Origin of the sequence: Hydrogenophaga atypica, assembly GCF_042665215.1 — a bacterium.
Lineage (GTDB): Bacteria > Pseudomonadota > Gammaproteobacteria > Burkholderiales > Burkholderiaceae_C > Hydrogenophaga > Hydrogenophaga defluvii_A.
This window is the reverse complement of sequence record NZ_JBHTCA010000004.1, coordinates 153,516-180,379: the sequence shown is the minus strand read 5'-3', so window position 1 is coordinate 180,379 and position 26,864 is coordinate 153,516. Positions and strand designations below refer to the sequence as shown.

Sequence of the window (26,864 nt, the reverse complement as noted above, 5' to 3'; positions counted from 1 at the left end):
ATGCCCACCATCGCCGAAATGCGCGCCGATGGCTGGGAGCCCGAAGATTTCGAAGCCGAAGACCCGGTGGAGGTCTGGCCCGAGAACTGGCAGGCCTTCACCACCTTCATGCGCCTGCGCACCCAGTGGCTGCTGGGGCCAGGTGGCCCCATTGGCCTCAACTACGTGCCGCTCTTCTCCCTGATGGACCGCCTCGGTCTGCAGGGCCGCGAGTGGGACGACTTTCTGTCCGATGTGCAGGCGCTCGAAGAGGGCGCCCTCGACCAGATCGCCAAAAACAAACCGCCGGGGTGACTCGGCTTTTTTTCGCCTGCCATGTCCACACGTGAAGAAAAAATCCAGCTCGCCACCGAGGTGGACAGCTCTGGCGCGCTCCAGGGTCTCAAGCGCATTGAGGACGGCGCCGCTGGCATGGCCCGCGCCGTGTCCGATTCCGCCAGCAAGGCGGGTGCCGGCATCGATGCCATGGGCACGTCTGGTGCCCAGGCCTCGGCCAAGATCGACGCCAACACTCGCAGCATCGTGGCCAGCATCCAGCGCGCCACCGCTGCGGCCGAGGCCGGCGAAAAGGGCACCGCCAAATTCTTCGAGTCCCTCGGCCGCCAGCGCGGCGCCGACGTGGGCGCTCTGCAGCCCTACCTGCAGCAGCTCGAACAGGCCCGCCAGCGCACCGATTCGCTGACCATCTCCACCGGCCAGTACACCAATGCCCTGCGCATGGTGCCGGCCCAGATGACGGACATCGTCACCAGCCTGGCCAGCGGTCAAGACCCGCTGCTCGTGCTCATCCAGCAGGGCGGCCAGCTGAAAGACCAATTCGGCGGCGTGGGCGCTGCTGCCAAGGCGCTGGGTGGCTACGTCATGGGCATGGTGAACCCGCTCACCCTGGCGCTTGCAGCGGCGGCAGGCCTGGCCCTGGCGTTTGAATCTGGCCGCAAAGAGTCCGCCTTGCTGGACATCACCGCCACCAAAACCGCCACCACCCTTGGCGTCACCGCTGGCCAGTTGGAGTCCATCGTCTCCAAGCTCTCGGGCGCCGGCTTCTCGCGCGGCGCCATCAGCACCGCCCTCACCGAGATTGCTGCCAACGGCCGTGTGGCAGCCGACAGCCTGGAGCGGTACACCCTGTTTGCCGCCGAGCTGGAAAAGTACCCTGGCCAGGGCGTGGCCGAAACGGCCAAGGTGTTCAAAGAGCTGGCCGACGAACCCACCAAAGCCACGCTCAAGCTGAATGAGGCGCTGGGCTACCTGACCCAAAGCCAGTACGAGCAGATCAAGGCACTGGAAGAACAGGGCCGCAAGACCGAGGCCGCCCGCATCGCCCAGGCCGCCTATGCCGACGCGGTGAAGCCCACCATCGAAGCCTACAAGGCCAACATGGGTGCCCTCGAAACCGCCATGGACTTCTGGGCCCGGAAGGGCAAGTCCATGTGGGATGCGATCACCGGTATCGGCCGCTCCGACACGGGCGAAGAGCGCATTGCAGCGGCACGCGAAAAGCTGGAATCCATGCGCACCCGTGGGGGCGCGTTCGGCCAGAGCGCCGCCGACCGCAAGGCCATGATCCAGGCCGCGCAAGACGAACTCAACTACCTGGAGCGCGTCACCCAGGCCGTGCGCGACAACGCCGCCGCCGAAGCCAAACGCCAGGCCACCCAACGTGCCGGCATTGAGGCCAGCGGCGCCGTTGAGGCCGCGCAGTCCAAGGGCTTGGGCAAGCAATACCAGCTCAACAAAGCGCTGGACGACTACCGCGAAGGCCTGGACAAGATCCGCGCGGCCAACCCCGAAAGCGCGTTGCTCAACCCCGAGCGCGTGGCCGCTGGCGAAAAGGCCATCCGCGAGCAGTTCAAAGACACGGCCATCGCGCGCGTCAACGCCGAGAACATGCAGATCGCGGCCCTGCGCTCGCGTGCGGTGGCCGAAGAAGAGGCTCTGCGTCGCCTGCAGGTGTACGGCCTGCAGGCCGACAAACTGACCGACGGCGAACGCGAGGTGCTGCGCCTGCAAGAACAGATTGCCGTGGCCACCGATGGCCGCGCCAAGTCCGTGCTGCAGGCCGAGCTGGCCGAAGCCCGCCGCGTGGCCACCGCGCAGCGTGCCCAGGTGGTGCTGCGCGAATCGCTGCAGTTGGAGCGCGACCTGGTGGCGCAGGGTGACAAGCAACTCGCCGGCATCAACAACGATGCCGAGGCCATCCTGCGCCGTGCGATCGCCTTGGAGGCGGAAAACGAGGTGTGGGGCAAAAGCCGTGCCGTCATCGAGGCCGCCGCGTTGGCCCGCATGCAGTCGAACGCTGCCGACATCGCCGGGTTCAAAAACTCGGAGCAGGTTGTCGCAGCGATCAACAACAAAACCGACGCACAACAGCGCTACGTGGACGCCCTCAAGGCCGCCGAACTGAAGACCTTCAATCAGCGCGGTGACGAAATGCTGCGCCAAGCACAAGAGCTGCGCGACACCTACGCCGACGAACTGCGCATGGTCGGCCTGTCGGCCGTTGAGCGCGAAAAGATCGTGGCCGTGCGCCAGGTGGAGCTGAAGTACGCCAAGCTCATCGCCGACGTGGAGCGCTCCAGCCTGAGCGACGCTGAAAAGCGCGCCCAGGTGGGCAAGCTGGTGGAAGCCAAAGGCATCGAGAGTTCGGCCGTCGTCAACCGCGTTCTGCAGCAGGATTTCGCGCGCACGTCTGCACAGATCGAGCAGACCCTCACCGACGCCCTCATGCGCGGCTTCGAGTCCGGCAAAGACTTTGCCGAAGTGCTGCGCGACACCGTGGTCAACATGTTCAAAACCATGGTGCTGCGCCCGGTCATCCAGGCCGTGGTGCAGGGCGGCATGGGGGCGATGGGCATGGGGGGCTCGCAGGATGGAAGCGGGGGCATGTTCAACAACGTGTCCAACGGCTACAGCCTCATGAACAATGCCTCCGGCGCGGGCGCTGCTTACACCGGCTTCATGAACGGCATGACCGTTGCCGCCGAGGGCGGCAGCTATGCCGGCATGGTGGCCAACCCCGGTCTCTACTCTCAGTGGGAGCTGATCGGCGGCGCGTACGCCAACGGCGGCGCGGGCACGTGGATGGGCACCACAGCCGGTGGCGTCGGCCTCAGCGCGGCGGGTGGCCTCAGCGCCTACGGCTTCGGCAAGGAATACGGCGCCGTGGGCGGCTTCATCGGTGGCGCGGGCACGGTGGCTGCTGCGGGGGCGGTCTCGGGCGCTGTGGCCGGCACGGGTGCCACGGCGGGGGCCACCGCGGCGCTGGGTTCTGTGCCCGTGTGGGGCTGGATCGCCATCGCCGCCCTGGCCATTCTGGGCAGCCTTGACGACTCCGGCACCCTGCACGCGGGCGGTGCTGGCTCGTACAGCAAGGCGCAGGGCAGCAAGTCCGGGTTGGGTGTGGATGGACTCGACTTTGCGCTCGACGTCCACAACGAAGGCGTTTCCAAAGGCGCGGCCGCGCTCTCGCAATCCCTGGTGGAAGTGCTCGACACCACCGCCAAAACCTTCGGCAAAGACGCCGGCTACTGGGCCGCCACCGGCTTTGCTGACGACAGCAGCGGCGACGGCGCCTGGGGTGCACTCAACATCATGCGCGATGGCCAGTCGCTCATCGACTGGAAGCAGGGCGCAGACAAGTGGCCCGGCCGCGAATTTGCTGATGGTGAAAAGGGCTACACCGAGTACCTCAACGCCATCTCCAAAGATGTGCGCGACGTGCTCATCGAGTCCACGCCCGATTGGGCCGACGCCATGCTCAAGGGCCTGGGCGACTCCGTCACCATGGACGGCCTGTCCATGGTGGTCACCCAGATCAACCAGATTCAGGCCGCGCTCGAAGGCATGGGTGCTGCCATGCCGCAGCTGGCCAGCCTCACCGACGAAGCCACCAGCGCGCTGATTTCCATGTTCGGCAGCATGGAAGGCCTGGCGGCCGCCAGTGCCAGCTACTACGAAAACTTCTACAGCGACGCGGAGCGCGCCAGCTTTGCCACCGCTCAGGTGGCTGAGGCCATGGGTGAGCTGGGCCTGTCCATGCCCGCCACGCGCGATGCCTTCCGCGCGCTGGTGGAAGCGCAAGACCTCAGCACCGAAAGCGGCCGCAAGAACTACGCGGCCCTGCTGCAGTTGGCCCCCGCCTTTGCCAGTGTCACCGAAGCCGTCACGCAAACTGCCAGCGGCATCACCACGGCGGCCACGCAGGCGCGCGACGCTGCCTTCAAGCAACTGCAGGCCTCGGTGGACGCTGAAAAGGCCCTGTGGCAGCGCCAGGCCGATGGCGCCAGCGCCCTGCGCGACGAAGTGGCCGCAGTGTTCGACATCCTCAGCGAGGGCGTCAACTCCCTGCGGGCCGAAGCCCTTGGCCCTGTGGCTGCGGCCGCGCGGGGGCAAGACACCATCCAGCAGGCGCTGGCCTCGGCCCGCGCTGGCCTGGGCCTGCCCGATGCCGAAGCGCTGGCCAACGCCATTGACAGCGCGCGCGGTGGCATGGGCATGGAGAACTACGCCAGCCTGGCCGAACAGCAGTTCGCCCAGCTCAAGCTGGCCGGCGACCTGGAAGACCTCTCGCGCTTCGCGGGCGACCAGCTCAACGAAGCCGAGCGCCAGCTGCTGGTGGCTCAGCAGCAAATGGAAGCGCTGGACCAGACCCTGGTGTACTGGCGCGACATGCTCACCCGTGCCGACGCCGGCACCGAGGTGAACCGCGCGGGCTACGTGTCGGTGGTGGATGCGATTGCCGAGCTGCAGGAGGCCATCAAGCCGGGCAGTACGGGCCGGCGCCCCAACGCCGGCACACAGTCGGCGCCCATGTACGCCAACGCCTATGGCGAGGGTTCGGGCTACACCACCGACCCCTACAGCATGACGGCCACCCAAGAGCAAATCTATGGTGGCCTGTTGGCCTACAACGCCGAAAACCGCACGGCCTACGAACAGGCGCAGGTCTACCTCAACGCCGTGCGCGGTGGCGAGCTGGGCCTGGGCGGTGCCGACGCCGTGGCGGCCGCCATGGCTGGGGCAGGGGCCTCGCAGGCGCAGATCGATGCCACGGCAGCGGCTGCAGCGGCCTACCAGCAGTTCCAGCAGGACACCGGCCGCACGCCGCAAAGCGCCACCGAGTTCTTGAGCTACTACGGCCAGGAAGACCCCTATGCCTGGATGAATCTGCCCCGGTTTGCCGATGGTGGCTGGCACAGCGGCGGTTGGGCCATGGTGGGCGAACGTGGGCCAGAGCTGGCCTACATGCCGCCCGCGCAGATCTACACCGCCACGCAAACGCAATCGATGCTGGGTGGAAACACCCAGCGCCTTGAAGCGCTGGTTGAAAGCCTCACGGCCGAAGTGCAGCGCCTGCAGGTGGTGGTGAACGACGGCAACACCTACCAGCGCCGCACCGCTGAGACGCTGGACAACGTAACCGAAGGCGGCGCAGGCATGCGCACGTTCGCAGCATGAACATCATCAACCCCATTGCCATCACCGCCGAAATGATCGGCGCCGGCACCACCGTGCCCGAGCCTTCGGGCACGGCTGCCGATTGGTCTGGCTCCAGCGTGGCCTACACCGTGGGCCAGGTGGCCAAGCGCAGCACCACCCGCAAAAACTACGTGTGCAAGGTGGCGCACACCAGCGCCGCTACGCCCACACCCGAAGACGATCCCACCCGCTGGACGGTGCTGGGTGATGTGGAGCAGGCCTGGGCCGCCGCCGTGACCTACGCGGTGGGCGACATCGTGGCCCGCCCCACCACGCACCGCAAATACAAGTGCGCTCAGGGTCACACCAGTGCCGCCAGCCCGCTGCCCGAAGACGACCCCACCCGCTGGAAAGACTGGGGCCCCACCGACCGATGGGCGCCCTTCGACATCTACTCCAGCACCGCCGCCCTGGGCGCCAACAGCATGACCTATGTGCTGAGTCCTGGCTTCTTCAACGCCGTGGCGCTGTACGGCCTCACAGGGGCGCAGTACAGCATCACTGTCAAAGACGCGCCAGGCGGCACGGTGATTTTTGAGCAGAGCGACTTTCTGTTGGAGCCGTCGCTCGGTTGGTACGAGTACCTGTATGCGCCCGCGCGCCCGCTCAACCGCGTGGTGGCCACCGACATCCCGCTGCGCCCCACGGCCGAACTCACCATCACCGTCACCGCCGCCCTCGGTCAGCCCGTGGGCATCGGAATGATCGTGGTGGGCGACTTCGTGCCGCTCATGAGCGCGCTGGACTGGGGCGGCACCTTGCAAGGTGCTATCGCCGAGCCGGTGTCGTACAGCTACATCGACGTGGCCGAAGACGGCACCACCACCATCAAGCGCCGCCACAAGGCCACCAACCTGCGCTGCCGGGTGGCCATGCCCCGTGCCAATGCCGACTACGCCGTCAGCCTGGTGCAGCAGGTGCTCGACGTGCCCGTGGCCTGGGTGGCCACGCGCCAGCGCGGCTACACGGGGCTCACCACCTTCGGCATCGGCAGTGGCTCCATGGCCTACGACGCATTCAACCAAGCCACTTTGGACATTGTTGTGAAAGGACTTATCTGATGGCCTCACCGCCGACCACCATCCCGGCGCTGCCCCCCGCGCCGGACCTAAACGACCGCAGCACATTCAATGCGCGGGCTTACGCGTGGAGTGTGGCCCTGGGGCCTTACGCCACGGGCTTGCAGCTTGTGGGAGAGAACGCCTACAGCAACGCCGCCGAAGCCTATGCGTCGGCCCAAACCGCATCCGCCCAGGCGCAAGCCGCCGTGGCGGCCGTCAACTCACCCAAGTGGGTGACGGGCACCAACTACACCGCTGGCGACACGGCGTGGAGCTTGCTCAATGGCCGCACTTACCGTGCGCGAAACAACCTCTCGCCCAGCACGGTGGACCCAGCCCTGGCCCCGACCGACTGGTGGGACATCGCGTCCGTGTCGGGCCGGCCCATGGTGACGTATCCGGCTGGCGGCCCCGCCATTGCTGGCTTTCATCACGTGCTCACCGGTTCGGGTGACCTGGTGCTGCCTACCACTGGTTTGGTGGATGGCAGCACGGTGGTGGAGTTTCTGGACCTCTCGGAGTCCTTGACGGCGGCCCTCGATCCGGGTCCCAACAAGATCCGCAATGCGCTTGGCAAATGCACCCTCAACGTCAAAAACGCCCGCGCCGTTCTGGTGTGGACGGCCTCCAAGGGCTGGGTCTGAAAAGGAGAGATGAATGAGCTTATTCAGTGAATTGTTCGGTGGCGGTGGCATGAAGTCCATCCAATCGGGCTATGTGAGCACAACCAGCCTGAGCAGCGGATCGGGTGAAGACACCGAATACGTGGACATCACCATCAGCAGCGTGAACACGGCCAAGGCTGTCATCACCTTCGCGGGTGGTTTTGCGGATTCCGTAGTCAACACGACTTTCAGATCCGGCGGCACCTCTGTTCAAGAGCCGACCCGCCGCCTCACAAGTCCAACCAATCTTCGTTTGGCGGTGCCGAACACCTTCGCCAGCGCGTGCGCCGGCCGCTGGACCGTTATGGAGTACGACTGATGCACTACGCACAAATCACCCCCGCCCGCATCGCTTTCGCCGTCACCAAATCGTCGGGTGTCATCGACGCCCCGGACATGATCCCACTGGCGGCGTATGACGAAACCGTCATCGGCAAGCGTCACAACGCCGAAACCGGCGAGTGGGAAAGCCTGCCGCCCGCACCCGACACCCGCCCCCGCCACATCACCGAAGGCGCCTGGAAAGACCGCCTGGGCTTTGCCTTGGTGGCGGGCATTGCCGCCAGCACGCATCCCATTTGCATCGGCATGAAAGAGATGCTCAACAACCGCGCCCATGTGAACCTGGACCGGCCTGATCTGCCGGTGCTGCTGGGCATGATGGTGGAGCAGAGCCTGCCCGAGCCCATTCCGGGCCTGCCCGGCAGCGGCCCCATCACCGCCGACAAGGTGGCCGAGGTGCTGGGTGGCCAGGTGCTCGAAGAGGAGCGCCCCTGATGCGCGCCCGCCTGCTCAAGGTGTGGGCTTGGCTGCTGCAAGTGCTCATCGCCCTGGACCAGTTCCTCAACGCGGCCATCCCTGGCGGTTGGGCCGACGAAACCCTGAGCAGCCGCGCCCACCGCATGCGCGTCAAAGGCCAGCGCTACTGGGGCTGGACGGCCCGCGCCATCGATGCGCTGTTCTTCTGGCAGCGCGCCCACTGCGCCCAGGCCCACGCCGACGAGCTGGACCGCCTGCAGCTGCCGCCCGAGCTGCGCGGCACGCCGTCTGCACCAGCGGCCCCAGCCTTACAGCCCCAGCCCTACTACCCGCCCGGCGCCGACCCCGACCAACTCTGACCACCACCCCAAGCATGAGCGAACCCATCTCCACCTCCGGCGCGGCCGGGGCGTCTCTTGTGGCCATTGCGTCGGGCATCGTCGGCGCGCAGTTCGGGCCCATGGCCACCGTCATGGTGGCGGCCCTCATTGGCACGCTGGTGAGCCTGGGCGAGGTGGACACCACCAGCCGCACCGAGGCGGCCAAGTACGTTGCCCGCTACGTGGCCATGGCCGCCATCTTGAGCGGCACGCTGGCCTACCTGGTGGAGCGCTACCTCGCCATCCCAGCGGTGGAACTGCTCGCGCTGGTGGCCTTCCTCATCGGCTGGGTGGGCAACCGCTGGCTGGCCCTGCGCGAGGCCATTGCCGGGGCGCTCAGCGTGTTCATCGGCCGAAAGGGGGCAGGGCAGTGAAAGACGTCATCTACCTGGCGCTGGCCGCCGCCTTGTGGTGGACGTGCTTTTGCCGCGCCACCCGCATGAACAAACGCAACACCCTGCGCCCGGTGCGCTGGGCGTTCGCGTTGCTCACCACCGCCGCCACAGTGGCCATCTACGCCCCCCTGGCCACCGCCTACCAGCCCGACTGGGTGACGGTGCTGCTGCTCGCCGGCATTGGCGCCGTGCAGATCACCACCAGCAAGTACTGGCGGCACGGTGTGCCCGACAACTTCCGCATCCACCCCGATCCATCCGCCCCGAAAGGCCCACCGCCATGCGCCTGACCGCCAATTTCTCGCTCGAAGAACTCACCCGCAGCAGCACCGCCCAGCGCCTGCGCCTGGACAACACCCCGCCGCCCGGCTTCCTGCCCCAGCTGCAGGCCACGGCCGAGATGCTCCAGCGCATCCGCGAACACCTGCAGCGCCCGGTGATCGTCACCAGCGCCTACCGTGGGCCAGAGGTCAACCGCGCCGTGGGCGGCGTCACCAGCTCCGACCACACGCGCGGCCAGGCCGCCGACATCGTGGTGCCCACTTTCGGCACGCCCTACCAGGTGGCCAAGGCGCTCGCGCCCCAGGTGTCCGTGCTCGGCATCGGCCAGCTCATCCTGGAAGGGGTCAAGGGCAAACAGTGGGTCCACGTCTCCACACGCCTGCCCGAAAAGGTCATGAACCGCGTCATCACCATCACCGACGCCGGCGCCCAGGTGGGCATACAGGTGTTGGCGTGATGGGGATGCTGTCCAGACTGCTGCGCAACACGACCGATAACGGCCTCATGTTCTGGTGCCTCGGCTGCGACATGGCGCACCGGATTCAACACGGTGATGGCGCTGGCCCACGTTGGGGCTGGAACCAGGACGCCGAGCGTCCAACATTCACGCCCAGCGTGCTGGTCCGCTGGAATCAGTGGACCCCTCCGGCAACAAACGACGAAGTGGCGGCAAAGATCAGATCGGGCGAGATCGTGCAGACCAAGATTGAAAAGGTGTGCCACACCTTCGTCACCGATGGCCGCATCCAGTACCTGGGGGACTGCACCCATGCCCTCGCGGGGCAAACCGTTGACATGGTGAGCTTTCCTGCGGATTGGGGAGACGACTGATGTTTGCCCTGCCTTCCATCACCACCCTCAAGCTCGCCGGCATCGCCGTGCTGGCCGCTGGCTCATTCTGGGCCGGCTACCAGTGGCACGCCGGCCGTGTGGCCCAGGCCGACCTCGAAGCCAAAGACCACGCGCAAGACCTACAGCGCTACGCCCGCCGGGGCATGGACGCATCCGCCGGCCAGCACGCCCAAACGCTGGCCACCCTCAACACCCAACTGGGAGCCGCCCGTGTCCAAATTGCCCGCCTGGCTGGCCGTGATTGCCTTGACCCCAACACTGTGGGCGTGCTCAACGACATCGGCCGTGGTGGCCTGCGAGCCCCTGCCGGCGACGCTGAGGGTGCGCCCCCAGCCGCTTCCACTGGTGGAGGCCTCCGGTTCACTACTGACCGCGACGCCGCCAGCGCCATCGCCATCTGCCGCGCCAAGTACGCCGAGGTGAGCAGCCAGCTCGACAAGATCCTCGACATCGAGGATAAGCGCCACCCGTCGTCGCCCTGATCGCTCGCTGTTGTCTCCTGGCCTGGTTCGCCCGGCCCTTCGCCCGCCCACTCCGTCACAGGGGTGGGCGGGCTTTTTGCGTTTTGTGGCGCCTTTGATTGAGGGGTAGCAGGCTACCTGCGTGACGCATTCGTGGCCCCTCCATACACGGGGGTTGCTATCCGAGTTTTGTTTCTACCTTGGTGCCAGAACGGCGTAGGAAAATAGCGCGGCGGTGTTACTTGGGCTGTGTAACTGCAGGAGGAGGTGCGCGGTCGGCCAGTTGAGACGCCATCAAGTCCCAGGCTTTGTTGACAATAAATCCACCAACGACAACTAGTATCCCGAGAACCACGCCGGCTGCATAGATTTTGTGTGTCACCGATGACACCTTGTCCTCGACCTTGTCGACCTTCGATTCCAGTTTTTCAACCGCGTCCTTCAAGCTTTTGACTGTCGCAGTCAATTCTCCAGTAGAGCGCTGCAACTCCATTACGGCCTGTAGTGTGAAGTCGTGCCCGGGTGTTCCAAAATTTACATTTGGACTCGACTGCGGGGTTTGTGGGACGGACTCCGCTTCAGTGGGCCGCCTGGCTCGTGTAGTCGCCATCAGTTTCTCTCGAAGCGAATTTTGAGCCACTCCCACATGTCAGTAGGGCCGCGACCATAGTAGGAGGTTACGGCGGTAATCAGCGTTGACCCAACGGGCGAGATTTCACCCTTCGCTTGACCCGTGACACCTAGCGTGTTTGACAATTCAATAGTGGTCCCATCGAAGTCAACAAACCAGCCCATGTTGTTCTGCAGGGGAATCCGGTCGCGCTCATTTATCGTGGTCGTCACAGCACGAGCAAGCGCGTCTCTGTTGTTACCGATTGGCGTTACCTGATAGATTGGCATCGCCCGAATTTAGCACGTGACGAGTTATCGGGTACGGGGCTGTTCGCGTGCAGTCGAAGTGGCTTCATCACCTGGAAGAGCGCCCCGTGCCCGACTGGGGGCCGCCGTAGTTGCAGGGCCTCGCCCCCAGTTCGGCGGCATGAGAAAATGCAGCCAAGACCTGATCTGGCGGTTTCGCGTGTGCAGACGTTTGCCCTCGAAATCCCCCCGTTTTTCCCGTGAAGCCTTGATCGGCGCGGGTTGGCGGTGCCGGTTCGGGGCACCAGGCGACGTGACGGCCAGCCATTTTTGAGAGTACAGACCATGACCCCTTACGACGCCCCCTTCGAGATCCATGTCCACGGCGACGTGCCGCTGCGCGACGACGTGGCCTTTGCGCAGATTCAGGAAGCCCTCAAGCCGCTGTGGGCGTACGCCGGCGCCAAGTCGTTGGCCGACGGCGCGGCCAGCGCCTACGAAGACGAACCCGGCATCCGCTTTGACGCCCCTCAGCACCTGCTGCAAATCTGCTGGACGGTCAGTGGCGACGAGGACTTCCGCCAGGTGATCGAGGAAACCTGCATGGCGCTGAACGACATCGCCGCCGCCGGTGCCGCGCTGGAGGTGTCCTTCTACGACACCGAGTTCGACGAAGAGAACGAGGACGAAGAGGCCGAGTCGCGCGACGATTTCATGATGTGTTTTGTGGGCCCCACGCCGGCGGCCATCATGCAGGTGCAGCGCGACCTGCTGGTGCAGGACGTGGTGCACATCATGGAGCGCCACTTCGACGCGTCCGAATTGGGCGATGTGGTCGTGGCCATCGACAAGCTGTTCTCCAACCGATTTGATGCGCTGATCAATTCCATGCAGTTGGGCCGCCCGCCGCGTGGCCCCGGTGGGTCGGCGGGTGGGCATGGTGGCCCACGCAAGCCGCGCCACCTGCACTGATGACCTGATCCACCGAACCGACACATCGACAAATGGCCAACAGCCTGACCGGCGCGCTCAACCCCGGTGTGCGCCGCCGCGAGGTGCTGGGTTGGGCCATGTACGACTTTGCCAACTCCGGCTACACCACGGTTGTGCTCACGGCCGTGTTTGCCGCTTACTTCGTGGGCGGCGTGGCCGGCGGTGCGGACTGGGCCACCTTCGCTTGGACAGCCACCCTGAGCGTGTCCTACGCCATCGTGATGTTGACCATGCCCACCTTGGGTGCCTTGGCCGATTTGCGGGCCAACAAGAAGCAGTTGCTGCTGCTCAGCACCGTGGGGTGTGTGATGAGCACCGCCGCACTTGCGCTGGTGGGGCCGGGCGAGGTGGCGTTGGCTGTGGCACTGCTCATCCTGTCCAACCTCTTTTATTCGTGGGGCGATTCGCTGATCGCGGCCTTTTTGCCCGAACTGGCGCGTCCGCAGTCCATGGGGCGGGTCAGTGGCTGGGGTTGGAGCCTGGGCTATGTGGGTGGCATGCTGGCGCTGGGCCTGAGCCTGGGTTACGTGTTGTGGGCGCAAGCGCGCGGCTTGCCGGCCGCCCATTTTGTGCCGGTCACCATGCTCATCACGGCGGTGGTGTTTGCGGTGGCCGCGGTGTTCACCTTCACGTTGCTGCGTGAGCGCGCGCAAGCCAACCCCCAGGCCTTGGCCCAGAGCGGCCTGCGTGCATCGCTCGCCCGTCTGCGGGCCACCTGGCGCCAGGCGCGCCACTACCGCGATTTCATGTGGCTCATGGGCTGCGCGGTGGCCTACCAGGGTGGCGTGGCGGTGGCCATCACCCTGGCCGCCATCTACGCTGAGCAGGTGGTGGGTTTTGCGCCCCAGGAAACCATGGTGCTGATCTTCGCCCTCAACATCGCCGCCGCGTTGGGGGCATTCGCTTTTGGCTACGGTCAGGACCGCGTCGGCCACAAGCGGGCCCTGGCCATCACGCTGGTCGGCTGGATCGTGACCTGCGTGGTCGCAGCGCTGTCGACCACCAAAGGCATGTTCTGGTACGCGGCGGTCATCGCCGGTCTGTGCATGGGGTCCAGCCAATCAGCGGGGCGGGCCATGGCCGGCCTGCTCGCGCCGCCCGCGCAGCGCGCCGAGTTTTACGGTTTGTGGACCCTGGCCACCCGCCTGGCCAGCATCATTGGCCCGCTGACCTACGGGGCCATCACCTGGGCCACGGGGGGCAACCACCGCTTGGCCATCCTGTCCACGGCCGCGCTGTTTGTGGTGGGCCTGCTGCTGCTGTGGCCGGTGAACATGGCGCGCGGTGAGCGTGCTGCGGCCCAGGCCCCCTAGTGAGCGCGCCGCTCAAATACCTCTCGGCCTATTCCCCCGAGTTGCAACAGCAGGCGCGTGGCCTGCTGGACGGCGGGCGCCTGGCGCCCTGGCTGCTGGCGCGCCACCCGCAACCCCACGGCAAACGCAACGACAGCGCGCTGTACGCCCATGTGGAGGGGCTGCGACAAACCCACATGCGCCAGACGCCGCGCCTGGACCGCGTCTGTTTCGACAGCAAGCTGCATGTCGTGCAGCACGCCTTGGGCTTGCACACCCGCGTGTCGCGTGTGCAGGGCAACAAGCTCAAGGCGGCGCGCGAGATCCGCATCGGCTCCGTGTTCCGCGACGCGCCGTTGGCCTTTCTCGACATGATCGCGGTGCACGAGCTGGCCCACCTGCGCGAGCGTGAACACGACAAGGCCTTCTACCGGCTGTGCCAGCACATGCTGCCCGACTACCACCAGCTGGAGCTGGAGTTGCGCCTGTACCTCATCCACCTGGAGCGGGGGCGTGAGCGGTTGTGGGCCGCGTCAGATCTGCCAGCGTGAGGCCGCTGCGGCGAGTCGCGTGACCGAGCCTGTGTCCAGCCACGCAACGGCTGGCAGCACCGGGCCGGTCGGGTCGGCCAGCCGGCCCGCGTTGGTCAACAGGCGGCGGGTTTGGCGGGCCACGGGTTCGCCGGTGTCCACCAGGGTCACGCCAGGCCCCAGCTGTTCTGCCAGTTGTTCGCGCACAAACACGTAGTGGGTGCAGCCCAGCACCAGGGTGTCGATCTCGCCGGCGCTGGTGCCGAAGTGGCCAAGCGCGCTCAGGTAGCGCTCGCACAAAGCCTGAACCGGCCCCGGGTCGGTGTCCTGCTGTTCGATGGCCAGGGCCAAGCCATCGCAGGCTTGGGTGACGAATGTGGCCTGGCCGTCCAAAGAAGCGCGCAGTGCGGCGAACTTGGGGCTGCCCAGGGTGCCCCGGGTGGCCCAGACGCCCACCCGCCTTGTGCGTGTCACCGCCAGCGCCGGCTTGAGCGCAGGCTCCACGCCCACGATGGGCAGCAAGGGATGCCGCTGTCGCAACGCGTGGATGGCCGGCGGTGTTGCAGGCCACCACGAGGGCCTTGATGTGGTGGTCCCGGACCAGCCCCTCGGCGATGGCCAGCGACCGCGCGATCACGAACGCGTCGCCGCGTTCGCCGTAGGGTGCGTGGCCGCTGTCGGCGAAGTAGACGTAGCGTTCGTGGGGCAACTCGGCGCGCAGCGCGCGCAACACGCTCAGGCCACCGACGCCGCTGTCAAAGACGCCGATGGGCGCGTTCGCCATCAACCCGCGATGGCGATGCCTTTGAATTCGCCCGAAGCGATGCGCTTGCTCCATTCGGCCGGGCCGGTGATGTGGGCGCTGGTGCCGCCCGAATCCACGGCCACCGTGACCGGCATGTCCACCACATCGAACTCGTAGATGGCTTCCATGCCCAGGTCCTCGAAGCCCACCACCTTGGCGGTCTTGATGGCTTTGGACACGAGGTAGGCGGCGCCGCCCACGGCCATCAGGTAGGCGCTCTTGTGCTGCTTGATGGCCTCGATGGCGACTGGGCCGCGTTCGGCCTTGCCGATCATGGCGATCAGACCGGTTTTGGCCAGCATCATCTCGGTGAAGCCGTCCATGCGGGTGGCGGTGGTGGGGCCGGCGGGGCCCACGGCCTCGCCCTTGACCGGATCGACCGGACCCACGTAGTAGATGACGCGGTTGGTGAAGTCCACCGGCAGCTTCTCGCCCTTGGCCAGCATGTCCTGGATGCGCTTGTGCGCGGCGTCGCGGCCGGTCAACATCTTGCCGTTGAGCAGCAGGGTCTGGCCGGGCTTCCAGCTCGCCACTTCGGCGGGCGTGAGGGTGTCCAGGTTGACGCGCACGCTCTTGTCGGTGTCGGGTGCCCACTCGACCTTGGGCCACAGGTCCAGGCTGGGCGGGTCGAGGTAGACCGCGCCGCTGCCGTCCAGCACGAAATGCGCGTGGCGCGTAGCCGCGCAGTTGGGGATCATGGCCACCGGCTTGCTGGCCGCGTGGGTGGGATACATCTTGATCTTCACGTCCAGCACCGTGGTCAGGCCACCCAGGCCCTGCGCGCCGATGCCCAGGGCGTTGACCTTGTCAAACAGCTCCAGGCGCATCTCTTCCACGCGGTCGAGCTTTTCGCCTTTGGACGCCTTGGCCTGCAGCTCGTACATGTCGATGTCGTCCATCAGGCTTTCCTTGGCCATCAGCACGGCTTTTTCGGCGGTGCCGCCGATGCCGATGCCCAGCATGCCGGGCGGGCACCAGCCGGCGCCCATGGTGGGCACGGTTTTCAGCACCCAGTCCACCACGTTGTCACCGGGGTTGAGCATGACCATCTTGCTCTTGTTTTCCGAGCCACCGCCTTTGGCGGCCACGGTCACCTCCACCGTGTTGCCGGGCACCAGCTCGGTGAAGATCACGGCGGGCGTGTTGTCCTTGGTGTTCTTGCGCAGGAACTGCGGGTCGGCCACCACGCTGGCGCGCAGGGTGTTGTCCGGGTGGTTGTAGCCGCGGCGCACGCCTTCGTTGATGGCGTCGTCCAGGCTGCCGGTGAAGCCTTCCCAGCGCACGTCCATGCCCACTTTCAGGAACACGTTGACGATGCCGGTGTCCTGGCAGATGGGGCGGTGGCCGGTCGCGCTCATCTTGCTGTTGGTCAGGATCTGCGCGATCGCATCCTTGGCGGCCGCGCTCTGCTCGCGTTCGTAGGCGCGGGCCAGGTGGGCGATGTAGTCGGCCGGGTGGTAGTAGCTGATGTACTGCAGGGCGCCGGCAATCGATTCGATGAGGTCGGCTTGGCGGATGGTGGTGCTCATGGCGTGGCTCCGATGGGGTAGGTGAGGCTCAGTGTTTGTCAGCGTGTGACATCAGCTTGTCGGTGTAGGCGATGGCCATGGCGCTGAGCAGGAACACGACGTGGATGATGGTCTGCCACATCAGCACCTTCTCGTCGTAGTTGGCGGCGTTGATGAAGGTCTTGAGCAGGTGGATGGAACTGATGCCGATGATGGACATGGCCAGCTTGACCTTGAGCACCGAGGCATTGACGTGGCTGAGCCACTCGGGTTGGTCGGGGTGGCTCTCCAGGTTCATGCGGCTCACAAAGGTTTCGTAGCCACCCACGATGACCATGATCAGCAGGTTGCTGATCATCACCACGTCGATCAGGGCCAGCACCACCAGCATGATGATGGTTTCGTTCAGGCCGGTCAGTTGTACGTCGCTCTTGTAGCCAATGCTGGCCACCAGCTTGTCCAGTGCGCCCTGGTTGCCAAAAGCGGCTTCCACGAGGTGCACCAGTTCGACCCAGAAATGGAACACGTAGATGGCTTGTGCGGCGATCAGACCGATGTAGAGCGGGAGCTGCAACCAGCGGCTGGCGAAGATGAGGTTGGGCAGGCTGCGCATGCTGGGCGCGGGCTTGTTTTGGGGGACTTTGGACATGGGTTGGAAGGTAGGGGAAAGCCCTGTTATTGTAGGTGGGCAGACCGCCACCAGCCTGTGGCTGGGGCGGCCGGCGCGGTGGCTGGGGGCTTGTGTAAGTGGCTCGTAAGAGCCCAGCCGCACAGTCCGTCCCGTCCGCAAACGCGACCCTGTCCGACAACATCCGAGGAGACCGAAGCATGTCCGCACCATCGTCTGCCATCCAGTCCACGCTGATCGAGAACCGCGTGTTTGAACCCAGCGCCGCCACGGTGGCGGCGGCCCGTGTGGGCGGCATGGCAGCCTACGAAGCGCTGTGCGCCGAGGCCGACAAGGACCCGGAAGGTTTCTGGTCGCGCCTGGCGCGCGAAAACCTGAGCTGGCACAAGCCCTTCACCAAGACGCTGGACGAGTCCAACGCGCCTTTCTACAAGTGGTTTGACGACGGCGAATTGAACGCTTCCTACAACTGCCTCGACCGACACATGGGCACGCCGGTCGAGAACAAGACCGCCATCATCTTCGAAGCCGACGGCGGTGAGGTCACCCAGGTCACCTACAAGGAGCTGCTGGGCAAGGTCTCGCAGTTCGCCAATGCGCTCAAGGCCAAAGGCGTGAAGAAGGGTGACCGTGTGGTCATCTACATGCCCATGACCATCGAAGGTGTGGTGGCCATGCAAGCCTGCGCCCGCATCGGTGCCACCCACAGTGTGGTGTTTGGTGGCTTCTCGGCCAAGGCCTTGCAGGAACGTATCCAGGACGCCGGTGCCGTGGCTGTGATCACCGCCAACTACCAGCTGCGCGGCGGCAAGGAGCTGCCGCTCAAGGCCATCGTGGACGAGGGCATCGCCCTGGGTGGCTGCGAGTGTGTGAAAGACGTGATCGTGTTTCAGCGCACGCCCACCGCTTGCAACATGGTGGCCGGCCGCGACAGCCTGATGCACGAGGTGATGGCGGGCCAGTCCACCGACTGCCCGGCCGAAATGGTGGGTGCCGAACACCCGCTGTTTGTGCTCTACACCTCGGGCTCCACCGGCAAGCCCAAGGGCGTGCAGCACAGCACCGGCGGCTACCTGTTGTGGGCCAAGCTGACCATGGACTGGACCTTCGATCTGAAGCCCAACGACATTTTCTGGTGCACCGCCGACATCGGCTGGATCACCGGCCACAGCTACGTGGCCTACGGCCCGCTGGCCGCTGGCGCCACGCAGATCGTGTTCGAAGGTGTGCCCACGTTCCCGAACGCTGGCCGTTTCTGGCAGATGATCGAGCGCCACAAGTGCACCATCTTCTACACCGCGCCCACGGCCATCCGCTCGCTGATCAAGGCCGCTGAAGGCGACGAAAAAGTGCACCCCGCGCGGTCCGACTTGAGCAGCCTGCGCCTGTTGGGCTCGGTGGGCGAACCCATCAACCCCGAAGCCTGGATGTGGTACTACAAACACGTGGGTGGCGAGCGTTGCCCCATCGTGGACACGTTCTGGCAGACCGAAACCGGTGGCCACATGATCACCCCGCTGCCTGGCGCCACGCCACTGGTGCCGGGTTCGTGCACGCTGCCGCTGCCGGGCATTGCCGCCGCCATCGTCGACGAAGCCGGCCACGACATGCCCAACGGCTCGGGTGGCATCCTGGTCGTCAAGCGCCCCTGGCCGTCCATGATCCGCACCATCTGGGGTGACCCGGAGCGTTTCAAGAAGAGCTACTTCCCTGAGGAGCTCAAAGGTTTTTACCTGGCCGGCGATGGTGCTGTGCGCAGCGCCGACCGGGGCTACTTCCGCATCACCGGTCGCATCGACGACGTGCTCAACGTTTCGGGCCACCGCATGGGCACGATGGAAATCGAATCGGCTCTGGTGGCCAAAACCGATCTGGTGGCCGAAGCCGCTGTGGTGGGCCGTCCCGACGACCTGACCGGCGAGGCGATTGTGGCTTTTGTGGTGCTCAAGCGCCCGCGCCCCACGGGCGAAGAGGCCAAGGCCATCGCCAAGATCCTGCGCGACTGGGTGGGCAAAGAAATTGGCCCCATCGCCAAGCCCAAGGACATCCGCTTCGGTGACAACCTGCCCAAGACCCGCAGCGGCAAGATCATGCGCCGCCTGCTGCGTGGCATCGCCAAGGGCGAGGCCATCACGCAAGACACCTCCACCTTGGAGAACCCAGCGATTCTGGATCAGCTGTCCGAGAACAACTGATCGCCAACCTCCCAAGCAAAACGCCCGCAGCTGCGGGCGTTTTGTATGTTGGGTGGCGCCTTGTTTATTTCAGGCCCAGGACCCAGTTCGCGAGTTGAAGCGCCTCGGCCTGGTTGACCTGGGTGTTGGCTGGCATGGGCACCGCGCCCCAGGTGCCGGCGCCACCGGTCACGATCTTGGCGGCAAGTTTGGCTGCCGCATCGCCTTGACCGGCGTACCTTTTGGCGATGTCCTTGTAGGCCGGTCCCACCAACTTCTTGTCCACGGCGTGGCAGGCCACACACTGTTTGCTCTTGGCGAGCGCCTCGTTGGCCAGGGCGGGCGTTGCGGCCAGGCTGCCGAGCAACGCTATCGTCAAAATGTGTTTCATCGCGGTATCCTTCAGGTCATGGTGCGGTGTTTGCCGCCATTCTAGGAGTCGCCCCTTGCGCGGCGGTTCCTGGGCCAACTCAAATTTCCTGCGGGCGGTGCCCGAGACGATGGAGTCGATGATGTGGTTTTTGGCGTTGGGTCTGTTGTTGATGCTGCTCAAATGGCTTGAATTTGGCCCTGTGGCTGAGTGGGCCTGGTGGCAAACCATGATTCCCCTGGGCTTGGCCATCGTGTGGTGGACATGGGCCGACTTGTCGGGCTACACCAAACGCAAACGCATGGAAAAAGACGCCAAGCGCCACGATGACCGCATCCAGCGGCTGAAAAAAAACATGGGGCAGATCCAGCGGCCCAAGTGAGCCGCACCGGGCAAAAAAAGGCCGCCGAGCCCACGTGGGGCTGGCGGCCTGTGTCTGGACCGGTGCCGCAGATCAGTAGTCGTCCAGCACAGCGCCTTTGCTGGCGCTTGATGCGTTGAACGCGAACTTGGCCTGCACACCACGCGTGTAGCGCGGTGCGGGTGCTGTCCAGCCTTCGCGGCGTTTGGCCAGTTCGGCTTCGCTCACGTTGAGTTCCAGCACCAGCTTGTGCGCGTCGATGGTGATGCTGTCGCCTTCGTTGACGAAGGCGATGGTGCCACCGGCCGCGGCCTCGGGTGCCACGTGGCCCACCACCATGCCCCAGGTGCCGCCCGAGAAGCGGCCATCGGTGATGAGGCCGACACTCTCACCCAGGCCGGCACCGATGAGCGCACCGGTGGGGGCCAGCATCTCGGGCATGCCGGGGCCACCCTTGGGGCCCAGGTAGCGCAGCACCATCACGTCGCCGGCTTTGATTTTGCCGGCCAGGATGGCGGCGAGGGCCGATTGTTCATCGTCGAACACGCGAGCGGGGCCGGTGATGACCGGGTTCTTCAGGCCAGTGATCTTGGCCACGGCGCCCTCGGGGCTGAGGTTGCCCTTGAGGATGGCCAGGTGGCCTTGTGCGTACATGGGGTTGCTGATGGGGCGGATCACGTCCTGGTCGGCACGTGGCTGGTCGGGCACGTCCTTGAGGACTTCGGCGATGGTCTGGCCGGTGATGGTGATGCAGTCGCCGTGCAGCAGGCCGGCATTGAGCAACAGCTTCATGACCTGCGGGATGCCGCCGGCGCGGTGCAGGTCCACCGCCAGGTACTGGCCGCTGGGCTTGAGGTCGCACAACACGGGGGTGCGTTGGCGGATGCGCTCGAAGTCGTCGATGGTCCATTCCACACCGGCGGCGTGGGCGATGGCCAGGAAGTGCAGCACCGCGTTGGTGGAGCCGCCGGTGGCCATGATCACGGCCACCGCGTTCTCGATGGCCTTTTTGGTGACGATGTCGCGCGGCTTGATGTCTTTCTTGATGGCCTCGATCAGCACCTTGGCCGACTCCTTGGCCGAGTTCATCTTCTCGTCGTGCGGGTTGGCCATGGTGGAGGAGTAGGGCAGGGAGATGCCCAGGGCCTCGAAGGCCGACGACATGGTGTTGGCGGTGTACATGCCGCCACACGAGCCGGTACCGGGAATGGCGCGTTTTTCGATCTCGTGGAGGTCAAAGTCGCTGAGTTTGCCGGCCGCGTTTTCACCCACGGCCTCAAACACGCTGACGATGTTCAGGTCTTTGCCCTTGTACGAGCCGGGCAGGATGGTGCCGCCGTACACGTAGACGGCGGGCACGTTGGCGCGCAGCATGCCCATCAGGCCGCCGGGCATGTTCTTGTCGCAGCCGCCCACCACCAGCACACCGTCCATCCACTGGCCGCCCACGCAGGTTTCAATGCAGTCGCTGATGACTTCGCGGCTGACCAGCGAGTACTTCATGCCTTCGGTGCCCATGGCCATGCCGTCCGAAATGGTGGGCGTGCCAAACACCTGGGCGTTGCCGCCGGCCTCCTCGATGCCTGCGATGGCCGCATCGGCCAGCTTTTGCAAGCCCGAATTGCAAGGCGTGATGGTGCTGTGGCCGTTGGCCACACCCACCATGGGCTTCTTGAAGTCGCCTTCCTCGTAGCCCATGGCGTAGTACATGGAACGGTTGGGCGCGCGCGACTTGCCTTCGGTGATGTTGGCGCTGCGGCGGTTGATCTGGATCGGTTTGGTTTCCATGGCGGGCTCTGAGGTGTGGGGGACGGTGTGGAGAAAGGCGACATTTTGCGCCCTGCCCGTGATTGCTTCCAATCCATTTTGCAGGGCTTATTGATATGCTTGGTGTATGAGTGAGGTGACGATAGATCTGCGCGTGTGGCGCCAATTTGTGGTGTTGGCCGAAGAGCTGCACTTCGGCCGTGCGGCTGCGCGGCTGCACATGACCCAGCCACCTCTGACCCAGGCCATCGCGCAGCTGGAGGCCGTGCTGGGTGTGCGCGTGTTTGAGCGCAGCCGCCGCCACGTGGCCCTGAGCCCGGCAGGCGAGGCCTTGCTGCCTGAGGCGCGCGAGCTGTTGGCCCGCGCGCAGCGTTTGCCAGGGGTGGCGCAGGCGGCAGCGGCCGGGGAGGTCGGCCGTCTGCGGCTGGCCTTTGTGTCGCCTGTGGGCTTTGAGTTGCTGCCGCATTGGGTGCGTGGTTTTCGCGCCCACTCGCCCGGCGTGGCCCTGGACCTCATCGAAGCCACGGGCGACGTGCAGTTGGCTGCCCTGGAGCGGGGCGAAATCGATGCCGGCGTGCTGCTGCATTCGCCTGGTTTTGTGCCCGCCAGCCTGGCCTCGCTGCCGGTGGCCGAAGAACCCCTGGTGCTGGCCATCCCCGCCGCGCACCCGCTGGCCAGTACCCGCCGCCTGAGCGCACCTCAGGTGCTGGCGCAGCCGCTGGTGCTGTTCCCGCGCCGAATACTGCCGTCCATCTTCGACGCGCTGTTTGCGCTTTACCACGCGCATGGCCACTCGCCCCAGGTGGCACAGGAGGCGATCCAGATGCAGACCATCGTCAACCTGGTGGCGGCCGGCATCGGCGTGGCCTGGGTGCCACGCAGCGTCACCCGCTTCGAGCGCAGCGGCGTGGTCTACCGCGAGTGGGCGCAGGCCGGCGTGCCCCGCTGCGAAACCCGGCTGGTGTGGGCGCAGGGCGAGCCGCGCCCGGCGCTGGCGCGCTTCGTGGGCTTTGTGCGTGAACAGGCACAATCGCCCGCATGCTGATACACCCCCAGATCGATCCGGTCGCATTGCAGCTCGGCCCCGTGGCCATCCATTGGTATGGCCTGACCTACCTGGCCGCGTTTGGCCTCTTCATGTGGCTGGGCACGCGCCGCTTGCAACACCCGCCGTTTGTGTCCCTGCCGCAATGGACGCGGCGTGACGTGGAGGACATCCTGTTCCTGGGCGTGCTGGGCGTGGTGCTGGGCGGGCGCATCGGCTATTGCCTGTTCTACAAGCCGGCCTACTACCTCGCCAACCCGCTGGAAATCCTGGCCGTGTGGCAAGGCGGCATGAGCTTTCACGGCGGGCTGCTCGGCGTGTTGCTGGCCATGGTGTGGTTTGCTCGCTCGCGCCAGCGGCCCTGGCTGCAGGTGATGGACTTCGTGGCGCCCTGTGTGCCCACCGGTCTGGCGGCCGGGCGGGTGGGCAACTTCATCAACGGCGAACTGTGGGGCCGTGTGGCCGATCCGTCGCTGCCCTGGGCCATGGTGTTCCGCGGTGCGGGCGATCTGCCGCGCCACCCCTCGCAGGTCTACCAGTTCCTGCTGGAAGGCGTGTTGTTGTTTGTGTTGCTGTGGCTGTACGCGCGTGGCCCGCGCAAAACCGGCCAGGTCAGCGCGGCCTTTCTGGTGGGCTACGGCAGCTTCCGCTTCATTGCGGAATTCTTCCGCGAGCCCGACGCCCACCTGGGCCTGCTCGGGCTGGGCCTGAGCATGGGCCAATGGCTGTGTGTGCCCATGGTTCTGGCGGGCTTGGTCATGGGTGTGTGGGCGTCGCGCAGAGGCTGAATCTGACAACTCGCCGCGCCTCTTGATCGCCCGCCACTTTTCTCCCTAACCCCGTCAGGGCCGTTGACCAGGGCGCCGCCTCAGTGGGCGGCCCAACGCCGCCAACAGCTTGCTTGACAAAGCAGAGCAGGTCGTTTGTAATTTCTCGTAATTACAGAAAATTATGGCCATTTCAAACACCACCACCGCCCCTTTGTCGCTGCACGAAGACGTGGCAGTGCGGCTGCGCGAGCTGATCTACAGCGGTGAGCTGCCCCCGGGGGCGTTTGTGGACGAGCCCGCGCTGTGCGAGCGCCTGGCCATTTCGCGCACGCCGCTGCGCGAGGCACTCAAGGTGCTCACCGCCGAAGGCCTGATGCGCCACGAGCCGCGCCGGGGCTGCTTCGTCAACCAGGTGACGGAACGCGACCTGGACGAGATTTTTCCGGTCATCGCCTTGTTGGAAGGGCGCTGTGCGTTTGAGGCCGCGTCGCGCGTGAACGACGCCGATCTGCGGGTGCTGGACGGGATGCACCAACGCCTGCGCGATTGCGCCGCCGCTGGCCAGATCGCCGCCTACTACGAGGCCAACCACGTCATCCACGAGGCCATCATCCAGCTCGCCGACAACCGCTGGCTGGCGCAGGTGATCGCCGATCTGCGCAAGATATTGCGCCTGTCGCGCCAGCAGTCGCTGCAGGTGCCGGGGCGGCTGGAGCAAAGCCTGTCTGAGCACATGGCGGTGTTTGCCGCGCTGCAGGCGCGCGACAACTGCGGTGCCGAGGCGGCCATGCGCACCCACTTGCTGCGCCAGCGCGAGGCGCTGCGTGAACTCTCGCGCCAACAACCCCGGAGCCTGATGCCATGAACACCACCACCGACTGGATTGGCCGGCGGGTCTCCAGCCTGTTGCCCGGCAAGGGCAAAGCGGCCACTGCGCCGGCCACGAGCACGCCCGCCGGTGCCAGCCCACCGCCCACGCCGGGCCGTGGCAAGCCCGCCGCGCGTTCCACCCGTGACCGCCTGGCCGCCACCTTGCGCCAGGGCGACGAGGCCATGTCACCGCGCATGCTGCGACGCACGCTGGAGGAGCTGCGCGCCATCATCGATCCGCGCGTGAGCGAGGTGGAAGGCGGGCGCCGTGCCGAGGCCATGGCCCAGCTGTACCTGGGGGCCACACCCGAACGCCGGCGCGACCTGTGGCTGCTGATGAGCGAGATGTTCGTGGCCGACCCCAAAAAAACGGCCGACGCACAGGCCCGCTACGCGGCGGCGCTGGGCACACCCGACGAGGCCGCTGCCGAAGTGCACTACCGCCGTGCCACCGTGTCGCCCCGCCGGCGCCTGCTGCAGCGCTTCAGCGTCTACCCCGGTGGGGTGGTGTTTCTGGTGGAGATGCGTGCCGAGATGCAGCCCCACCTCAAGGGCGACAAGCGCCTGCTCGCGCTGGACGTGGAGATGGAGTACATGTTCTCCACCTGGTTCGATGTGGGTTTTCTGGAACTCAAGCGCATCAGCTGGGATTCGCCCGCTTCGCTGATTGAAAAGCTCATCCAGTACGAGGCGGTGCACGACATCCGCAGCTGGGCCGACGTGAAGAACCGCCTGGACAGCGACCGCCGCTGCTACGGCTTTTTCCACCCGCGTTTGCCGGGCGTCCCGCTGATTTTTGTGGAGGTGGCGTTGGTGGATGCCATTGCCAGCGACATCGAGCCTTTGCTGGACGAATCGGCGGCGGCGGCCGATCTGAAGAAAGCCACCACCGCCATTTTTTACTCCATCAGCAACACCCAGGTGGGTTTGCGTGGGGTGAGTTTTGGTGACTCGCTGATCAAAAACGTGGTGGACACGCTCAAGCAGGAATTCCCCCAGCTCAAGACCTTTGCCACGCTCTCGCCCATCCCGGGTTTCCGTGCCTGGCTGGGCCGCCAGATCGGGGCCGAGCTGGCGGCGCTGGGCGACAAGCCGCGTGCCGAGCTGGGCCGCGCCGTGGGCTTTGAGCCACCCGCCGCCGAACACGTGTTGGGCGCACTCGACAAACCGCTGGCGCTGGACACCAAGTCGCCATTGCGCCGCTTTCTGATGGGGGCTGCCGCGCGCTACCTCGGCACGCAGTGGCAAGAGGGCAAGCCGCTGGACCCGGTGGCGCGTTTCCACCTGGGCAACGGCGCCCGCGTGGAACGGCTCAACTGGGCCGGCGACCCCTCGGCCAAAGGCCTCAAGCAGTCTTATGGCCTGATGGTGAACTACCTCTACGATCTCAAGCGGCTGGACCGCCACCGTGCCCAGCTGGCGCAAGGGCGCATCCCGATGTCCAGCGAGGTCGAGGACTTGCTGAAAGCCTGAACCGTTCTTTCACCCGCCGGGGTGTTCCCGGCCATCACAACGACGGAGACAAACCATGAACCCTTCTTTCGACCGCCGCGCGCTGCTGCGCCATGCCTCTGCCTTGGCCGGAGCCAGTGCCGGCCTGGGTGTGCTGGGCGCCTTCGGGCATGCCCACGCGCAGTCCACCTGGCCCAGCAAACCGGTCAACCTGGTGGTGCCTTTCCCGGCAGGCGGCGGCACCGACGCATTTGCACGTCCGCTGTCGGCGCAGTTCGCCAAACTCACCGGGCGGCAACTGATTGTGGACAACCGAGGCGGCGCTGGCGGCACGCTGGGCGCGGGCATCGCGGCCAAGGCGCCGGCCGATGGCTACACCCTTTTCATGGGTGCGGTGCACCACGCCATCGCGCCGTCCATGTACCCCAAGCTCGACTACGACATCGAGAAGGATTTCGTGCCCATCGCCCTGGTGGCGAACGTGCCGCAGGTGGTCGTGGTCAACCCCAAGAACGTGCCGGTGGCCGACATGAAGGGCTTCCTGGAGCTGGTGCGAAAGAGTCCCGGCAAGTTCAACTACGGCTCGGCTGGTACCGGCACGTCGCACCACCTGGCGGGCGAGTTGTTCAAGCAGCAAAGCAAGACCTTCATTACCCACATTCCTTACACCGGCGCCGGCCCGGCGCTGCGCGACCTGGTGGGCGGGCAGGTGGATGTGATGTTCGACGGCCTGGGGTCGTCTGCCGCTCACATCAAGGGTGGGCGCGTCAAGGCGCTGATGGTGTCGGGCAACAAACGCAACCCGGCTTTTCCCGATGTGCCTTCGGCCGCCGAAGTGGGCCTGCCCGACTACACGGTGAGCACCTGGTACGGCATCTGGGCGCCCAAGGGCACACCGGCCGATGTGGTGGCCCGCATCGCCGAAGAAATCCGCCGCTGTGGCGCCAGCGATGAACTCAAGACCATCTGGGCCGGCAACGGCGCCGAATTCAGCACCATGACGCCCCCGCAGTTCGGGTCGTTTGTGGGCAACGAAGTCAAGCGCTGGGCCACGGTCGTCAAGGCCTCGGGCGCAAAGTTTGACTGATTCCTCCCTCACTTCACGGAT

Annotated in this window: 28 protein-coding genes and 1 pseudogene; 22 read left to right on the top strand and 7 right to left on the bottom strand. The window is 65.8% G+C overall.

The window, feature by feature from the left end; all coding sequences use genetic code 11:
* From ACFQPB_RS07550 to ACFQPB_RS07495, 12 genes are read left to right on the top strand one after another with little or no spacing between them, the layout of a single operon-like run.
* Complete coding sequence (locus ACFQPB_RS07550) at nucleotides 1-294, top strand: DUF1799 domain-containing protein (protein WP_382221391.1); 294 nt, start codon at nucleotides 1-3, stop codon at nucleotides 292-294.
* A gap of 21 nt (nucleotides 295-315) precedes the next feature.
* Entirely contained in the window at nucleotides 316-5,457 is a 5,142-nt protein-coding gene (locus tag ACFQPB_RS07545; protein WP_382221388.1) for a phage tail length tape measure family protein, read from the top strand.
* Complete coding sequence (locus tag ACFQPB_RS07540) at nucleotides 5,454-6,539, top strand: carbohydrate-binding protein (protein ID WP_382221385.1); 1,086 nt, start codon at nucleotides 5,454-5,456, stop codon at nucleotides 6,537-6,539. The genes ACFQPB_RS07545 and ACFQPB_RS07540 overlap by 4 nt, the downstream gene beginning before the upstream one ends.
* Nucleotides 6,539-7,183, top strand: coding sequence for a hypothetical protein (locus tag ACFQPB_RS07535; protein ID WP_382221382.1), 645 nt, complete (start codon nucleotides 6,539-6,541; stop codon nucleotides 7,181-7,183). Before ACFQPB_RS07540 ends, ACFQPB_RS07535 begins: the two co-directional genes overlap by 1 nt.
* Before the next feature lie 13 nt (nucleotides 7,184-7,196).
* Nucleotides 7,197-7,523 carry a hypothetical protein gene (locus ACFQPB_RS07530; protein ID WP_382221379.1) on the top strand — a complete coding sequence of 109 codons (327 nt, stop codon included), beginning with the start codon at nucleotides 7,197-7,199 and terminating at the stop codon, nucleotides 7,521-7,523.
* The gene (locus tag ACFQPB_RS07525; protein ID WP_382221376.1) at nucleotides 7,523-7,981 is read left to right on the top strand and encodes a hypothetical protein; all 459 of its coding nucleotides are present in this window, start codon (nucleotides 7,523-7,525) and stop codon (nucleotides 7,979-7,981) included. The genes ACFQPB_RS07530 and ACFQPB_RS07525 overlap by 1 nt, the downstream gene beginning before the upstream one ends.
* Nucleotides 7,981-8,322 carry a hypothetical protein gene (locus ACFQPB_RS07520; RefSeq protein WP_382221373.1) on the top strand — a complete coding sequence of 114 codons (342 nt, stop codon included), beginning with the start codon at nucleotides 7,981-7,983 and terminating at the stop codon, nucleotides 8,320-8,322. The genes ACFQPB_RS07525 and ACFQPB_RS07520 overlap by 1 nt, the downstream gene beginning before the upstream one ends.
* Before the next feature lie 14 nt (nucleotides 8,323-8,336).
* Nucleotides 8,337-8,717 carry a hypothetical protein gene (locus ACFQPB_RS07515; protein WP_382221370.1) on the top strand — a complete coding sequence of 127 codons (381 nt, stop codon included), beginning with the start codon at nucleotides 8,337-8,339 and terminating at the stop codon, nucleotides 8,715-8,717.
* The gene (locus ACFQPB_RS07510) at nucleotides 8,714-9,028 is read left to right on the top strand and encodes a hypothetical protein (protein ID WP_382221367.1); all 315 of its coding nucleotides are present in this window, start codon (nucleotides 8,714-8,716) and stop codon (nucleotides 9,026-9,028) included. Before ACFQPB_RS07515 ends, ACFQPB_RS07510 begins: the two co-directional genes overlap by 4 nt.
* Nucleotides 9,019-9,477 carry a D-Ala-D-Ala carboxypeptidase family metallohydrolase gene (locus ACFQPB_RS07505; protein WP_382221364.1) on the top strand — a complete coding sequence of 153 codons (459 nt, stop codon included), beginning with the start codon at nucleotides 9,019-9,021 and terminating at the stop codon, nucleotides 9,475-9,477. Before ACFQPB_RS07510 ends, ACFQPB_RS07505 begins: the two co-directional genes overlap by 10 nt.
* Before the next feature lie 5 nt (nucleotides 9,478-9,482).
* Nucleotides 9,483-9,851 carry a ubiquitination-like system serine protease family protein gene (locus tag ACFQPB_RS07500; protein ID WP_382221361.1) on the top strand — a complete coding sequence of 123 codons (369 nt, stop codon included), beginning with the start codon at nucleotides 9,483-9,485 and terminating at the stop codon, nucleotides 9,849-9,851.
* A complete protein-coding gene (locus ACFQPB_RS07495) occupies nucleotides 9,851-10,354 on the top strand; it encodes a hypothetical protein (RefSeq protein ID WP_382221359.1) in 504 nt (167 codons plus the stop codon). The genes ACFQPB_RS07500 and ACFQPB_RS07495 overlap by 1 nt, the downstream gene beginning before the upstream one ends.
* A gap of 217 nt (nucleotides 10,355-10,571) precedes the next feature.
* Here the strand turns inward: ACFQPB_RS07495 and ACFQPB_RS07490 are convergent, their stop codons facing one another.
* Nucleotides 10,572-10,826, bottom strand: coding sequence for a hypothetical protein (locus ACFQPB_RS07490; RefSeq protein WP_382221358.1), 255 nt, complete (start codon nucleotides 10,824-10,826; stop codon nucleotides 10,572-10,574).
* Between the two features lie 116 nt (nucleotides 10,827-10,942).
* Nucleotides 10,943-11,233 carry a hypothetical protein gene (locus tag ACFQPB_RS07485; protein WP_382221355.1) on the bottom strand — a complete coding sequence of 97 codons (291 nt, stop codon included), beginning with the start codon at nucleotides 11,231-11,233 and terminating at the stop codon, nucleotides 10,943-10,945.
* 303 nt (nucleotides 11,234-11,536) lie between these two features.
* Between ACFQPB_RS07485 and ACFQPB_RS07480 the strand changes: the two genes are divergently transcribed.
* Genes ACFQPB_RS07480 through ACFQPB_RS07470 form a run of 3 tightly spaced genes read left to right on the top strand, consistent with a single transcriptional unit; the run spans nucleotide 11,537 to nucleotide 14,027 of the window.
* On the top strand, nucleotides 11,537-12,163 hold the full coding sequence (locus ACFQPB_RS07480; protein WP_382221352.1) for a DUF6806 family protein: 627 nt from the start codon (nucleotides 11,537-11,539) through the stop codon (nucleotides 12,161-12,163).
* 32 nt (nucleotides 12,164-12,195) lie between these two features.
* A complete protein-coding gene (locus ACFQPB_RS07475; protein ID WP_382221349.1) occupies nucleotides 12,196-13,497 on the top strand; it encodes an MFS transporter in 1,302 nt (433 codons plus the stop codon).
* Nucleotides 13,497-14,027: a YgjP-like metallopeptidase domain-containing protein gene (locus ACFQPB_RS07470; protein ID WP_382221346.1), complete on the top strand. Its 531-nt coding sequence runs from the start codon at nucleotides 13,497-13,499 to the stop codon at nucleotides 14,025-14,027. The genes ACFQPB_RS07475 and ACFQPB_RS07470 overlap by 1 nt, the downstream gene beginning before the upstream one ends.
* On the opposite strand, the pseudogene murI reads toward ACFQPB_RS07470, so the two are convergent.
* The 3 genes and pseudogenes from murI to ACFQPB_RS07455 form a co-directional block, all read right to left on the bottom strand.
* Nucleotides 14,010-14,790: pseudogene (gene murI, locus ACFQPB_RS07465) on the bottom strand (glutamate racemase). The gene ACFQPB_RS07470 and the pseudogene murI sit on opposite strands and share 18 nt — an antisense overlap.
* A complete protein-coding gene (locus ACFQPB_RS07460) occupies nucleotides 14,790-16,340 on the bottom strand; it encodes a fumarate hydratase (RefSeq protein WP_382221344.1) in 1,551 nt (516 codons plus the stop codon). The pseudogene murI and the gene ACFQPB_RS07460 overlap by 1 nt, the downstream one beginning before the upstream one ends.
* A gap of 28 nt (nucleotides 16,341-16,368) precedes the next feature.
* On the bottom strand, nucleotides 16,369-16,968 hold the full coding sequence (locus ACFQPB_RS07455) for a TIGR00645 family protein (RefSeq protein WP_382221342.1): 600 nt from the start codon (nucleotides 16,966-16,968) through the stop codon (nucleotides 16,369-16,371).
* 179 nt (nucleotides 16,969-17,147) lie between these two features.
* Between ACFQPB_RS07455 and acs the strand changes: the two genes are divergently transcribed.
* Nucleotides 17,148-19,142: an acetate--CoA ligase gene (acs, locus tag ACFQPB_RS07450; protein WP_382221339.1), complete on the top strand. Its 1,995-nt coding sequence runs from the start codon at nucleotides 17,148-17,150 to the stop codon at nucleotides 19,140-19,142.
* A 64-nt stretch (nucleotides 19,143-19,206) separates the two neighbouring features.
* Here the strand turns inward: acs and ACFQPB_RS07445 are convergent, their stop codons facing one another.
* Nucleotides 19,207-19,512: a c-type cytochrome gene (locus ACFQPB_RS07445; protein ID WP_382221336.1), complete on the bottom strand. Its 306-nt coding sequence runs from the start codon at nucleotides 19,510-19,512 to the stop codon at nucleotides 19,207-19,209.
* A 55-nt stretch (nucleotides 19,513-19,567) separates the two neighbouring features.
* Between ACFQPB_RS07445 and ACFQPB_RS07440 the strand changes: the two genes are divergently transcribed.
* Nucleotides 19,568-19,873: a TIGR04438 family Trp-rich protein gene (locus ACFQPB_RS07440; protein ID WP_382221334.1), complete on the top strand. Its 306-nt coding sequence runs from the start codon at nucleotides 19,568-19,570 to the stop codon at nucleotides 19,871-19,873.
* A gap of 72 nt (nucleotides 19,874-19,945) precedes the next feature.
* Here ACFQPB_RS07440 and ilvD read toward each other — a convergent pair whose 3' ends face one another.
* On the bottom strand, nucleotides 19,946-21,640 hold the full coding sequence (gene ilvD, locus ACFQPB_RS07435; protein ID WP_382221331.1) for a dihydroxy-acid dehydratase: 1,695 nt from the start codon (nucleotides 21,638-21,640) through the stop codon (nucleotides 19,946-19,948).
* 106 nt (nucleotides 21,641-21,746) lie between these two features.
* Between ilvD and ACFQPB_RS07430 the strand changes: the two genes are divergently transcribed.
* The 5 genes from ACFQPB_RS07430 (at nucleotide 21,747) to ACFQPB_RS07410 (ending at nucleotide 26,843) form a co-directional block, all read left to right on the top strand.
* Complete coding sequence (locus ACFQPB_RS07430; protein ID WP_382221329.1) at nucleotides 21,747-22,664, top strand: LysR family transcriptional regulator; 918 nt, start codon at nucleotides 21,747-21,749, stop codon at nucleotides 22,662-22,664.
* A complete protein-coding gene (gene lgt, locus ACFQPB_RS07425; protein WP_382221327.1) occupies nucleotides 22,658-23,452 on the top strand; it encodes a prolipoprotein diacylglyceryl transferase in 795 nt (264 codons plus the stop codon). Before ACFQPB_RS07430 ends, lgt begins: the two co-directional genes overlap by 7 nt.
* A 163-nt stretch (nucleotides 23,453-23,615) precedes the next feature.
* Entirely contained in the window at nucleotides 23,616-24,299 is a 684-nt protein-coding gene (locus tag ACFQPB_RS07420; RefSeq protein ID WP_382221324.1) for a GntR family transcriptional regulator, read from the top strand.
* Nucleotides 24,296-25,777: a malonyl-CoA decarboxylase domain-containing protein gene (locus tag ACFQPB_RS07415; RefSeq protein WP_382221322.1), complete on the top strand. Its 1,482-nt coding sequence runs from the start codon at nucleotides 24,296-24,298 to the stop codon at nucleotides 25,775-25,777. Before ACFQPB_RS07420 ends, ACFQPB_RS07415 begins: the two co-directional genes overlap by 4 nt.
* A gap of 55 nt (nucleotides 25,778-25,832) precedes the next feature.
* Nucleotides 25,833-26,843 carry a Bug family tripartite tricarboxylate transporter substrate binding protein gene (locus ACFQPB_RS07410; protein WP_382221319.1) on the top strand — a complete coding sequence of 337 codons (1,011 nt, stop codon included), beginning with the start codon at nucleotides 25,833-25,835 and terminating at the stop codon, nucleotides 26,841-26,843.
* Nucleotides 26,844-26,864: the final 21 nt, after the last annotated feature.